This is a genomic window from Helicobacter cetorum (assembly GCF_900198405.1).
Classification (GTDB): domain Bacteria; phylum Campylobacterota; class Campylobacteria; order Campylobacterales; family Helicobacteraceae; genus Helicobacter; species Helicobacter cetorum_C.
On the sequence record NZ_FZMR01000001.1, the window covers coordinates 15,852 to 29,260 of the forward strand.

General features: G+C 36.7%; 10 protein-coding genes. 6 read left to right on the forward strand and 4 right to left on the reverse strand.

The genetic code is table 11. The annotated features are described in order from the left end of the window. Window positions 1–36 precede the first annotated feature (36 nt). Together C6H25_RS00110 and dnaE are read right to left on the reverse strand one after the other, a co-directional pair. Window positions 37–816, reverse strand: coding sequence for a pseudouridine synthase (locus C6H25_RS00110; RefSeq protein WP_104747458.1), 780 nt, complete (start codon window positions 814–816; stop codon window positions 37–39). Beyond that, a complete protein-coding gene (dnaE, locus tag C6H25_RS00115; protein ID WP_104747459.1) occupies window positions 798–4,433 on the reverse strand; it encodes a DNA polymerase III subunit alpha in 3,636 nt (1,211 codons plus the stop codon). The genes C6H25_RS00110 and dnaE overlap by 19 nt, the downstream gene beginning before the upstream one ends. A 168-nt stretch (window positions 4,434–4,601) precedes the next feature. On the opposite strand from dnaE, the gene C6H25_RS00120 reads away from it, so the two are divergent. The 3 genes from C6H25_RS00120 (at window position 4,602) to C6H25_RS00130 (ending at window position 7,696) form a co-directional block, all read left to right on the forward strand. Then, the gene (locus C6H25_RS00120) at window positions 4,602–5,663 is read left to right on the forward strand and encodes a cytochrome-c peroxidase (RefSeq protein WP_104747460.1); all 1,062 of its coding nucleotides are present in this window, start codon (window positions 4,602–4,604) and stop codon (window positions 5,661–5,663) included. 306 nt (window positions 5,664–5,969) lie between these two features. Then, window positions 5,970–6,812, forward strand: coding sequence for a biotin synthase (locus C6H25_RS00125; protein WP_104747461.1), 843 nt, complete (start codon window positions 5,970–5,972; stop codon window positions 6,810–6,812). Continuing rightward, window positions 6,812–7,696 (forward strand): YihY family inner membrane protein, encoded by an 885-nt coding sequence (locus tag C6H25_RS00130; protein ID WP_104747462.1) that lies wholly within the window; start codon window positions 6,812–6,814, stop codon window positions 7,694–7,696. Before C6H25_RS00125 ends, C6H25_RS00130 begins: the two co-directional genes overlap by 1 nt. A 35-nt stretch (window positions 7,697–7,731) precedes the next feature. Here C6H25_RS00130 and C6H25_RS00135 read toward each other — a convergent pair whose 3' ends face one another. Beyond that, on the reverse strand, window positions 7,732–9,729 hold the full coding sequence (locus C6H25_RS00135) for an outer membrane protein (protein ID WP_104747463.1): 1,998 nt from the start codon (window positions 9,727–9,729) through the stop codon (window positions 7,732–7,734). Between the two features lie 144 nt (window positions 9,730–9,873). After that, window positions 9,874–10,575, reverse strand: coding sequence for an outer membrane beta-barrel protein (locus tag C6H25_RS00140; RefSeq protein ID WP_104747464.1), 702 nt, complete (start codon window positions 10,573–10,575; stop codon window positions 9,874–9,876). A 137-nt stretch (window positions 10,576–10,712) separates the two neighbouring features. Between C6H25_RS00140 and C6H25_RS00145 the strand changes: the two genes are divergently transcribed. The 3 genes from C6H25_RS00145 to C6H25_RS00155 are packed head-to-tail and all read left to right on the forward strand — an operon-like array spanning window position 10,713 to window position 13,409. Next, window positions 10,713–11,849, forward strand: a complete 1,137-nt coding sequence (locus tag C6H25_RS00145) for an ABC transporter permease (RefSeq protein ID WP_104747465.1) — start codon at window positions 10,713–10,715, stop codon at window positions 11,847–11,849. Window position 11,850: 1 nt separating this feature from the next. Continuing rightward, window positions 11,851–12,636 carry an ABC transporter ATP-binding protein gene (locus C6H25_RS00150; protein WP_104747466.1) on the forward strand — a complete coding sequence of 262 codons (786 nt, stop codon included), beginning with the start codon at window positions 11,851–11,853 and terminating at the stop codon, window positions 12,634–12,636. Beyond that, window positions 12,621–13,409, forward strand: coding sequence for an MlaD family protein (locus C6H25_RS00155; protein ID WP_104747467.1), 789 nt, complete (start codon window positions 12,621–12,623; stop codon window positions 13,407–13,409). Before C6H25_RS00150 ends, C6H25_RS00155 begins: the two co-directional genes overlap by 16 nt.

The window sequence follows — 13,409 nt, forward strand, 5'->3', positions numbered from 1 at the left end:
AAGTCAAAGTATAGCACAATCTCTATACTCAAAAGCTTAATTCGTCTTAACATTTGCCATAAATATGTGCAACTCATTATATTCTTGGCGGTTTAAAAAACGCATTTTCCCTACCGGCAAAGCATTCAAATTCACAAAGCCATAACGCACACGCCTTAAATCCAATACTTCAGCATTAAAATACGCAAAAAAACGCCTTAATTCTCTGTTTTTCCCCTCACTAATAACCACCCTAAGCTTAGAGTATTTGGCGTGGTTTTTGATGATTTCATAATGAATAAAGGGGGCAAATTCCATGCTTTTAATCGTGGTTTTACTATGTGCACCCTTAGTGGCATTCTCTAATTTCAAGCCCTCTTGCATAGCAAGTTCTATATCCTTTGTAACACTGCCTTGAATTTTGATTAAATACTCTCTTTCTAAATTTGCATGCATTAAAGCACTCACCACCGCCTTACTATCGCTTAAGAGTAGCACCCCTTCACTTGCAAAATCCAAACGCCCCACAGGTGCAAAATGAGCATATTTTTTCTCCAAACTTTCATAAATCACACGCCTATTTAAGGGGTCAGCTTTACTCACTAATTCGCCCTTTGGCTTGTGATAAACTAGAACGCTAAATTTTTTGTTTTTTAAAGGCTTGATTAGGCGTTTGTCTAAAAACACCTTGTCATTTTCCTTAACCATGCTAATAAGTTTGGCATGCTCATGGTTGATTTTGACACGCCCTTCTAAGACAAGCTTTTCAGCCTCTCTTCGTGAATGCTTAGTATGGTGGGCTAAAAATTGATTGATTCTCATGTTAAATCTCTCCACTCTAATTCTTTAAATTCTTCTTTAATGCTTTCATCTACCAACAAATCGCTTTGAAACTTGAATTGCTTGCCCTTATCTTTGACAATCAAACACAAAGGGTGTTTGCCTTGATGTTTTAAAGCGCTTTCTTTGATTTGTTTTAAAAACTCTTTTTTCACATCATTTTCTAGCACAATCGCTAAAGAACAAGAGCTGGATGCTAACATCTCAACAGGTGGAATTTCTCGCACATCTTCTTTTTCTTTACTAGGGTCTTTATAACGAGCTTTTGGAATTTTAACTTCTCTAGCACTCTCTAAATCCAAGATTTCAAAAAGCCTTAATCGGGCGACTTCTTCTTGCTCCTCAATCTTGCATTTAAACACTAAAGGTTTATTAATATCTAACTCTTCTAGGGCATTTAATTGCTTTTCAAAAAGCATGAGCTCAAATTTGCCATATCTGTCTAAAATATCTGCTGTGCCATAAGGCTTACCGCTTCGTTTGCCAATTTTCTTTTTAACTTCCATAATCTTACCGAGCAAATAAGCTTGTGAGCCAATTTCTAACTCTTCAATATCAATGCTTTTGACTAAGTTTTTAAAGCCCTTAATCTCTTCTTTAAACTCATCTAAAGGGTTTCCTGAAACATGGATTCCTAAAATCTCATATTCATATTCTAAAAGCGTTTTAGCGTCATGTTCGCCTAAATCAATCATATCTAAGACAACTTGCTCTTTTTCCTCACTCTCTATTGCCCCAAAGAGTGAATTGCTTCCTTGCATCATCTCATTAGCTTTGTCTTTAGCGCGCCCTGTATCACAGATTAAATCTAAGTTAGCAAGCATACTCTTTCGTGTGTAGCCTAGATTATCCAAGCTCCCTGATTTGACTAAGGGTTCTAAGGATTTTTTAGTGATTTTAGAAAAATCCACCCGTGAAATAAAATCTTCTAAACTCTTATAATCCCCCTTAGCCCTCTCTTCAATGATGTTTCTAATTGGCTCACCTCCAGCCCCTTTAATCGCCCCTAATCCAAACACAATTTTCTTTTCTAGTTCGCCCTTTTCATTCTCAAATTCTTTAACACTGAAATCTTGCATAGAAGAATTGATGTGGGGGGGCATGACTTCAATTTCTAAAGCCCTAACCTCATCAATATAGCGAGCCACAGATTCAATCTTATTAGATTCGCTTGTAAGCATGGCTGCCATAAATTCGTGCTTGTAATAAGTCTTTAGATACGCTGTTTGGAAAGTTATCATAGCATAGGCTGCAGAGTGTGATTTGTTAAACCCATAGCCGGCAAATTTAACAATCAAATCCCACAAAGTGGCCGCCTTTTTACTATCATGCCCTAATTTTTTGGCTCCTTCTACAAACTTTGCCTTATTATCCGCCATAATTGAAGCGTCTTTTTTACCCATAGCACGACGGATTAAATCTGCCTCACCTAAGCTAAACCCACCGATAGTTTGCACAATTTGCATAACTTGTTCTTGATAAACTATCGTGCCATAAGTGGGTTTCAAAATGGATTCTAATTCTTTGAACGCATAAGTAATTGGCTCAATGCCATGCTTTCTATTAACAAAGTCATCTACCATGCCTGATTCCATAGGCCCTGGTCTTCCAAGCGCAATTATCGCAATAATATCTTCAAAACTTGATGGTCTTAAGCGTTTGTTAAGCCCTTGAAACATGCCTGATTCAATTTGGAATATCCCCACCGTGTCCCCACTTTGAATCGTTTTATAAACTTTGGGGTCGTCCATATCTAGCGATAAGAAGTCTAAGTCAATGTTATGCTGAGTTTTAATGATTTTAAGAGCGTCATCTATCACGGTCAAGGTTTTAAGCCCTAAGAAGTCAAACTTAATCAAATCCACCGGTTCTAAATACTTCATAGAATATTGCGTAACGATACCACCGGTTTTTTCAGACGCAAATAAAGGGGTTTTGTGCCATAACTCTTTCTCGCTATCCACCACTAATGCGGCGGCATGCACGCCAGCATTACGATTTAAATTCTCTAAATTAAGCGAATACTCCCATACTTGTCTGGCTAAGTCATTACTCTCTACTAATTCTTTGATTTTAGGCTCTAATTCCCACGCCCCTTCTACAAACTCGCCATTTTTTTCATAGCCTTTAAGCGTGATACCCAAGCGATTAGGAATGAGTTTGGCAAAATCATCAGCTTCCTTGTAAGGCATATCCAAAACCCTTGCGACATCTCTAATCACACCCTTAGCCAACATCTTATTAAAAGTGATTACTTGAGCCACATTGTATTTGCCATACTTTTCAATCATGTATTCTATGATTTCTTTACGCCTACGCTGACAAAAATCCGTATCAATATCAGGCATGCTTATTCTTTCAGGGTTTAGAAATCTTTCAAACAGCAAATCGTATTTTAAGGGGTCAATATCAGTAATCTTTAAAGCAAAGGCTACTAGACTTCCTGCAGCACTCCCCCTACCCGGTCCTACAGGAATACCCACTTCTTTAGCATGGCGGATAAAGTCCCACACAATTAGCATATAACCCGGAAACTTCATGTTAGTAATGACTTCAATTTCTTTTTCTAAACGCTCTTGATATTTTTCATGCTCAATTTCTGGCACTAATTTTAGACGCTCTTTTAAACCCTCTCTAGCCTTGTAAGCAAAATAGCTCGCATCATCTTCAAAATCTAGCCCTTCATTTTGAGCGTAAGTTTTAGTGAATTTAAAGCTTGGGGGGGTTGGAGGGTTAGCTTTATCGTCTTTTAAATCAATCTCTAAAGTGCATTTCTCTGCGATTTCCTGCGTGTTAGCTAGAGCTTCAGGAATATCGGCAAATAGTTTCGCCATTTCTTCAGGGCTTTTAATATAAAACTCATGCACAGAGTGTTTTAAACGCCCCTTATCGTTTAGAATTTTACCCATAGCCACACACATCGCAATCTCTTGAGCCTTAGCGTCATTTGGCATGGTGTAGTGGGTGTCGTTTGTGGCAATGATTTTTAGCCCTGTTTCTAAGGACATTTTAATCACTTGTTCATCAATAAAACGCTGGTCTAATATGCCATGACGCATAATCTCTAAATAAAAATCATCTTCAAAAATCTCTTGGTATTCACAAGCAATCCTTTTGGCTTCATCATAGCCCTTAGCCCCATACTTGCGATTTCTTTCGCTATTGGTGTTTAAATGAAAATTGACTTCGCCTTGTAAGCACGCACTAGAGGCAATAATACCCTTAGAATGCTTTCTTAAAAGCTCTTTATTAATGCGTGGGAAATAATAAAACCCCTCTAAATACGCCATAGAGCTTAAGAACATCAAGTTTTCATAACCCTCTTGATTTTTAGCGAACAAGCACAAATGAAAGCGTTGTTTAGTCTCTTTGCTAGAAAGTTTTTCATCATTATGGATATAAGCCTCCATGCCTATAATGGGTTTAATGCCTTCTTTTTTCATGCTGGTATAAAAATCAATCGCTCCAAACATATTCCCATGGTCAGTCATGCTCACACTTTTCATGCCTAGCTCTTTAATGCGTTTGGCTAAGACTTTAATCTTATTAGCTCCATCTAAAAGCGAATATTCGGTGTGTAAATGCAAATGCGTGAATGCTTTAGTTTCTTCCATTATTGACTCCTAAAACCCTAAATTATAATCTCTTTTGTTTTTATCTAGGCATTATACCCTTAACTGATAAAAAATAATCGGTTAAGTTTTTATAATCTAATTTGTTGTATAATTGCTAGAATAATAAGAAAATCATCTCTCTTTCCAAGCGAGTTAATAGGAGTTTTTATGAAAAAATTGGCCTTTTTTGGCGTTACGGCGTTTTGTGTGGCATTTTCTTTTGCACATGCTACAAATGATTTAGCATTGATTAAGAAAGCTAGAGAAAGTCATTTAGAACCTATGCCTATAGGCAAGGCACTTAGAGAATACCAAATTAAAAAAACTAAAGATGTAGGTATTGGTATCAATGGCTCTAATGTGATGACCCAAGCTCAAGTGGAATTAGGTAAAATGCTTTACTTAGACCCTAGAATTTCTACTTCTTATCTTGTATCTTGTAACACTTGCCATAATTTAGGTTTAGGTGGAGTGGATTTAGCTCCTAAGGCTGTAGGCTCTCAATGGAAGAGTAACCCCCACTTCTTAAACTCTCCAACCGTGTATAACTCTGTGTTTAATGATGTGCAGTTTTGGGACGGAAGAGTTACACACTTAAGCGAACAAGCTCAAGGGCCTATCCAAGCACCTTTTGAAATGGGAGCAGATCCAAAAGTGGTGGTTGAAAAAATCAATTCTATTCCGGGCTATGTGAAATTATTCAAAAAAGCTTATGGCAATCATGTAAAAATTGATTTCAAGCTAATTACTGATACGATTGCGATGTTTGAGGCCACTTTAGTAACTCCAAGCCGTTATGATGACTTCTTAAGAGGTAATCCTAAAGCTTTAAGCAAGGCCGAGCAAGAGGGCTTAGAAGTGTTTATTGAAAAAGGTTGTGTAGGTTGTCATAATGGCATTAATTTGGGTGGTTCTATGCAGGCTTTTGGTGTGGTTAAGCCTTATAAATTCGCTAATGTAGGCGATTTCAAGGGCGATAAAAACGGCATGGTAAAAGTGCCTACTCTAAGAAATATCACAGAGACTATGCCCTATTTCCATAACGGACAATACTGGGATGTTAAAGATGCGATTAAAGAAATGGGCTCTATCCAATTAGGCGTTGAAATTAGCGATGAAGAGGCTAAAAAGGTTGAGACTTTCTTTGGGGCTTTAAAGGGTAAAAAGCCTAAGATTATCTACCCAGAGTTGCCTACAATGACTGATAAAACCCCTAAACCTACCTATTGATTCTAGCGTTATAGTTTATTATCAAAAAATGAGTGCTTTTTTGTGTTAGAAATTCTAAAAAGTGTTTCTAACACAGCAATAACACATTTAACTCCTTTGAGCAACGACAAGGAACAAAGAGCCCAGATAGAGCAAGATTCAATTCCATTAAATACATTTTTTTCAATTTAAATACCAAAAAATCAAAGAATAAAATCTATAAAGAAGGTCTATTACAAAGAATTTTTGAATGTTTTGAATAGCTTTGAGCGATTTTAAAAACAAAATTATTTATTTGCTATAATGCTATTTTGTCAAAGGGTAGATATGCAAGAGATTTTTTTATGCTCTATTTCAAATGTGCGTAGTGGGGATTGCAAAGAAGATTGTGCTTATTGCACGCAAAGCTCACACCACCAAGGGCAAATCAAACGCTATAAATTTAAAGATGAAAAAGTAGTTTTACAAGAGGCAAGAGCCTTGAGAGAGCTAGGGGCTTTGGGGTTTTGCTTGGTAACTTCAGGGCGTGAATTAGATGATGAAAAATGCGAATACATCGCTAGACTAGCCCAAGCGATTAATAAAGAAGAATTAGGCTTGCATTTAATTGCATGTTGTGGGCGAGCGGATTTAGACAAATTAGAGTATCTAAGAGATGCTGGCATTCATAGCTATAACCATAATTTAGAAACTTCGCAAAAATTTTTCCCTAAAATTTGCTCTACACACACATGGGAAGAAAGATTTATTACATGTGAGAACACTCTAAGGGCGAATTTAGGTCTGTGTAGCGGAGGGATTTTTGGGCTTGGGGAGAGCTGGGAAGATAGGATTGAAATGCTTAGGGCTTTAGCCTCGCTTTCGCCACACACCACACCGATTAATTTTTTCATTAAAAATCCGGTATTGCCTATCAATGAAGAAACCTTGAGCGCTGATGAGGCCTTAGAATGCGTGATTTTAGCTAAAGAGTTTTTGCCTAACGCTAGACTTATGGTTGCTGGGGGGCGTGAGGTGGTGTTTAAGGGCGATGAAGAGGCGAAACTTTTTGAATACGGCATTAATGCAGTGGTTTTAGGGGATTATCTTACCACTAAGGGATTAGCCCCTAAGAGAGACATTGAAAAACTGCTCTCTTATGGTTTGAGCATGGCTACAAGTTGTCATTGATGACTTTTTTTAGAGTGTTTTTAAGAAACCTTAGAGGTTTCTTCCATTTAGTGAAAATGTGTTTCCCTGAGCATTTCAAAAAAGGTTTTTTAGGCATGGGGGAGTTATTTTATTATGCCTCAAGCTTGAGTTTTTATACGATTTTATCTCTATCGCCTATTTTATTGTTTGTTTTTACGATTTTTGTTTCTTCTTACATGCAAGCGCATGCAGGCGAAGTGGAGGCGCTCATTTTTCCTAACTCGCCTAAGCTTATGGAGGCGATTAAAGCCTTTTTGGAAACCTTTAAAAAAACGGATATGACTTTAGGGGTGGTGGAGGCTTTTTCTATTGTATTAGCATTAGTGCTGTTTTGTGAAAACTACCGCAATATCGCCTCTAAGATTTTTGAGGCACGCCCTAGGGATTATGTGTATCTTAAAGGCAAGGAAATCTTTTTGTTTTGGGGGTTTGGCACAACTTTAGTGTTTTTATTCGCTCTGCCTTTAGTCGTGTTTTTTGACATTAAAATTCAAGTGTTTTTTGATGATAGAAATTCCTCTTTGTTGCATTGCTTGCGTTGGGTGGGGACTTATGGATTTTTTCTAATCCTTTTTACTATCCCTACTAATCATGTGTTTAACCACCGCTTTTGGGTATTTTTATGGGTGTTTTTTACAAGCGTTTCATGGCATATTTTAAAATGGGCGTTCACTTACTATGTGCTGTATAACCGCACTTACCATGAATTATATGGTAGCGTTTCTATTTTATGGTTTTTAATGAGTTGGGTATATGTAAGCTGGCTTGTCATCTTGCTTGGTATGTATGGGTGCAAGGTGTGCGATAAGCACGACCCAAAGGCTGTATTACAAGGGATTTTTCCTTTTTTGAAAATCAAATGAGATAACTAACACCCTCTAAAAAAGGGTGTTAAACCTTAAAAGCCGACAACATAATTCACATAGAAAGAATAAAGTCTTCTGTATTCTAAATTCGCACCTTGGCTTTTAAAATATTGTTGGTTGATAGTAGGGATTTTTACACCAAATTCAACGCCTTGTTGGATAGTCCTACCGGTGAAAAACCCCTTAGAACCAAACTTTTGGCTCACTAAAGAGGCAAAATTTGTTCTAAAACCTAAGTTGAATAAGAATTGGAAATTAGTGGGGTTGATAGCTTTAGAGCTCCATTGAGATTTGATTTGATTATTCAAAGAGCTTTCCCATGTGTTGCCAGCGATTTGAATACCTCCAAAAACTCCCACATTGATAGCCTTACTCACAAAAGTCTTTCTAAAGAAGTTATAAAGCAAATCAGTCCCCACACCATAAGTATAGATATTAGTCGTTACTTGATTGGCAGTTCCTCCAATAGAGGCATGGTTATAATCAAAAAAGCCATAATAACGCAAGCCAAAGAATCGTTGCTGTCCAAAAAATTGCTTGTATCCTATGGAAAAGCCAACTCCATTAGCAATGCCTTGCTGTTTGGAAACCCCTGCATTATATTGATAAAACGCTCTAGTTTCTGTGTGAGATTGTATGCTACTTTCTAAAGATTCCATTTTTTGATTGATTTCTTGGATAAAGGACTTTAATTGGCTCAAGTCCGTGGTCTTATCACTAGCAAGTAGTTGGGATAAGTTTTGGCTAAAAACTTGCACGCTGGAGGTTTGATTGCTAATAGTGCTTAAAATATTATTGATAGTTTTTGACATAGAGGCGTTGTTTAGATTGGATTGGGCATTATTTAAATCCGTGATAAAGCCCTGCAAGCTTTGAGTGTAGTTTTTAAGAATGCCAGAACCATCAGAGTTCATCATCACTTGCACAAGTCTTACCATATTATTAATATTATTAGTAAGGTCTGCAATAGTGATGGTTGTAGAGCCTTGGCTTGCCTGCTGTAATTCATTCACAACAAAATTAGCATACTCTTTAAAATTAGTTTGGTTTGTAATGCCTAGTTGTTTAAGCGTGTTGGCTGTAATGGCTTGATTAATTGAATATATCAAGTTGTTGTTGTCCAAAATACTTTGCAGTCCATTAGCACTTGTATAGCTCGTGTTAATAGTAGTATAGGCGTTTTTAATAGTTTCACTTTGCAAAGTGGCTTGGTTGTTTAGCTGGTAGTAGATACTACCTTGATTTTGAGAATTAAAAAGATTTTGCAAAGTGGTGTTACCTTCAAAAGTGTAGTTAGGATTATTTGTTTGAAACTTTTCAATAGCTTTAAGAGTTTGATTAACAGCGTCTTGTTCAGTAGCAGCGATTTTAGCCCCACTAGAAACACTAGCAGCATTAGTGATTTGATTGTTGATGGTGCTTGGGTCTTGTATGGTCATTTGCGAGGCACTAGCATTACTAGCATTAGCGATACCACTGAGATAGACCATAAGATTGCTTAATGTGTTAGCGTTTAGAATGCCATCAACTTGATTTTTCATGGTTTCTAAAATTTGGGTGTAGGAGTTTTTAGCGTCATTATTAGTCGCATTAGCTAGAGGGAGATTTTTTAAATCTTCTGTAAGAGTGTTTTGTAAGGTTTCTAGCTTGGTTTTTAAATCGCTAGAGATAATGTTTATCGCTAGAGTTTGGTTACACCCTGTGCTTAAATTGTCCGTGCTGTTAGCGACTTGGGCTGTGTAGCCACTATTCCATGCACACCCACCGGGATTTGCTTGATTATTTATAAGAGTGTTGATGCTTTGAAACTGCTCTGCAATACTCTTAAGGCTGTTCATAGCATCTTGGCTGTGCGTTTCACTAGCGATATTATTCAATTCATTAAGATAGCTATCCATTAGAGGCTTTTCTAAAGCGTTATTTAATAAATTAGCTTTATTGACAAAAACTTTTAGGTAATTAAAATCTTTATTTGTATTAACTTTCTGTTTGTTTTTATTACTATCATTTAATTTTAAATGAGAAAGCAAAAGGCCAATAGGCGTGTTTTAGGGCTTTTCATTAAGAAATTATCAAAAATAATATTAAAATAAAAAGTTACCTTTTGTAATTATTTTTACAAAATGGATTTCAGATGGCTGTTAGTGTTTGGTATTTTATAGAATTTAATCTTATTAAAATTTGTAGTTATATGACATATAAAACATAGCTGAAGTTTCAAAGCGTTCAGATTTTGAAAGCATGCGAGCTGTGGGCAAGATTTTAAACCCCCATTCAATGCGATGCCTTAAAAAAAGAGCGAGCGTTATACCTCCATCTATAGTAAGCCCCCCTGCATAAGCACCATGTTTTATGAGCCTAAAATTTTCATTATCCGCATAGACAACCACGCCTCCTCCAGCACCCCCAAACGCTCCTAAATAATATTTATAACTTCCTAAAGGAAACTCCATAATAATATCCATGCCCACTGAAAGCATGGTAAAAAAGGAGTTTGTAGGGTCTTTATGGCTTTGGTAATTGACCTTTCCTGTGCCTAAATCCCATGCAAAAAACCCTCTCACGCCTACATATTTTTTAAAAAAAGTTTGCACACCGGTTTTTAAATTGAGTGTGGCGATAAAATTTTTGACTTCTTTACCCTTATAGTCTTTGATAGCATCTAAAACGCCAAAGCCTACCAAAAAATACCAACCGCTTTTTTTACGAGTGAGCCTTTGGCGGTTAACAATACTTTTATACAAAGCCTCATGGGCTTTTTTATGTCTATAAACGACTTTTTTAGTTGCTTTAGACTCAGTAATACCATAAGCTTGTGGCACAAGAATACCCAATAGGAGCAAAAGGCATGGAAAAAAAACGGATTGTTTAAACACTTTAGAAATAATTCCGCCTTTAGATTGATAGAATTTTATTGCGTTAGTTTATACTATTTTGTGTTAAAATAGTTTTACAAGTGCAAGTTAAGCGATATTTACTAAATAAATTTTATTTGAGTAGAGAGCATATTTTTATGGGAATAGAAACACAAAGTTTTTTAGAGATTGCCAAAGAAGGCACTGATTCTGTATTGGTTTTGAGGGGGGATTGGAATTTTAGAACAAGTGCTAAGCTTTTAGGGGAGCTTAAAGACGCTTTATTGAAAAATAAAGGGCATTTAAAAATTGACCTTTCTTCTTGCAAGAATGTGGATTTTGTCTTTGGCATGTTTTTGTTTGATTTGATTAAGACACACCGCTTAAATATTGAGCTATGCAATGTGTGCGAAACCAATGCTTGTGCGCTTAAAGTAGTGCAAGATTGGATTGGACAAAGCGAAGAAGAGCTTAACTCTAAAAAGACCAAAGCAAGACGAGAATTGCTATTCACTAAAATGGGTAGAGGCGTTGTAGAATTTTGTGATACTTTTTTAAACGCCTTAAATTTCTGTGGCATGATTTTATTCTATTTTGCTAAGGGAGTTATGAACCCTAAGCGTTTTTGTTTCACGCCTTTAGTATATCATATCAATGAATCTGGTTTTAAAGTCTTACCGGTAAGTATTTTGACGGTGTTTATTGTGGGTTTTGCTATTGCTTTACAAGGGGCATTAGAGTTGCAAGAAATGGGCGTGCCTTTGACAGCCGTAGAGATGACAGCTAAGCTTGCCCTAAGAGAGATTGGCCCCTTTATTTTGACCCTTGTTATTGCAGGGCGTAGTGCAAGTAGCTTTACCGCTCAAATTGGAGTGATGAAAATCACTGAAGAATTAGACGCTATGAAAACTATGGGTTTTAGCCCTTTTGAATTTTTGGTTCTACCTCGGGTCTTAGCCTTAGTGATTGTCTTACCTCTAATGGTATTTATTGCTGATGCGTTCGCGCTCCTTGGAGGTATGTTTGCGATTAAATACCAATTAGGATTGACTTTTTCACATTATGTAGACAGACTGCATGATACGGTGAGTTGGAGTCATTTTTGGATAGGCATTGTGAAAGCACCTTTTTGGGGCTTTGCTATTGCTATGGTTGGGTGTATGCGTGGCTTTGAAGTTAAGGGCGATACTGAGAGTATTGGGCGTTTGACTACTATTAGCGTTGTAAATGCTTTGTTTTGGATAATTTTCTTAAACGCAATATTCTCCATTATTTTTTCTAAATTGGATATTTAAAATGGATAGAACAAGCAATGAAATCTTAATTGAAGTTAAGAATATCCATAATGCTTTTGGTAGCACTATTATTCATAGAGGCGTGAGCTTTAATGTCCATAAGGGCGAAGTTATGGCTATTCTTGGGGGTTCAGGGAGTGGTAAAAGCACTCTTTTAAGGAGTATGATTTTACTCAATCGCCCTGTAAAAGGGGAGGTGCTACTCTTTGGGGAAGATATATGGAAACTCAAAGATGAAGAGCAACTAAGAATTTTTAATCGTTGTGGCATTTGCTTTCAGTTTGGAGCGTTGTATAGCTCGCTTACCGTTTTAGAAAATGTGGGTATTATGCTAGAAAAATATAGCTCTTATTCTAAAAAGATTATTGAAGAAATTTCTAAAATGTGGATTGAAAAAGTGGGCTTGCCTACTAGGGCTTATCATCTCTATCCCTATGAATTAAGTGGGGGTATGAAAAAGCGTGTGGGTCTAGCAAGAGCTATGGCAACTAACCCTGAAATTTTATTTTTAGATGAGCCAACAAGTGGGCTAGACCCCTATAGTGCGGGTAAATTTGATGAATTGATTATGACACTTAGAGAGAGTTTGCAACTCACGGTAGTGATGATTACGCACGATTTAGACACTGTGCATGATTGTGTGGATAGATTTATCATGCTGAAAGACGGACTATTAGAGTTTAACGGAGATTTAGAGGCTTTTGTTAAAAAAGCCCAAACTCAAGGTTTGGACGAGGGGAATTTATTCAATTCAACACGAGGAGAGAAATTTTGGAAAGGCATGTAAATTACACCTTAATTGGTGGTCTTTTCTTTTTGTGCTTGGTTTGCATGGTGGGCTTTATTTTATGGCTTGGTCATGTGGGCTTAGAAGATGGAAAATATCAAAAATATATTGTTTATACTGATAAAGAATTAGGCGGAATTTCTACCAATTCGCCCATTAGCTATAAAGGGATTCAAGTAGGAAATGTTATTAAAGTAGGCTTTGCAAAAGGGAAAGTGGGGGTAGTGCGTTTAGAATTAATGATTGATTCTAGCGTTAAAGTGCGTAAAGACTCCACGGTAATGGTTTCTTCGCAAGGTCTTATGGGATTAAAATATTTAGCCTTAGAACAAAGTAAAAATGAAGAATTTTATACAGGAAAAGATGAAAGAGTTTTGATTTTCAAAGAAGGGCTTATGGGTCGTTTAGCCGGCGATGCAGACCATATGGTTAAGGAAGTAATGAAAATCATTAAAAATGTAGATAGAATGCTTGATGATGAAAATGTGCAAAAAGTTAAGCATATTCTAACTTCTGTAGATGATATTGTAACCAATATTGATAGCATGAAAGGCACGATTGACTCCATAGCAAAGAATGCTAATGACTTGGTCTATAATGTGGATTTGCGGGTTAAACAAGGGCAATATGACTTTAAAACTATGCTAACTCCATTGATTATACAAGCAGAGTTAAGCCTAAGAAATATTGATAATTTTGTGCAAAAAGGGTCAATGCTGATAGACAAATTTGACGCTGACCCTTATAAAACCATTTTTGGAGAAAGGAAGTAA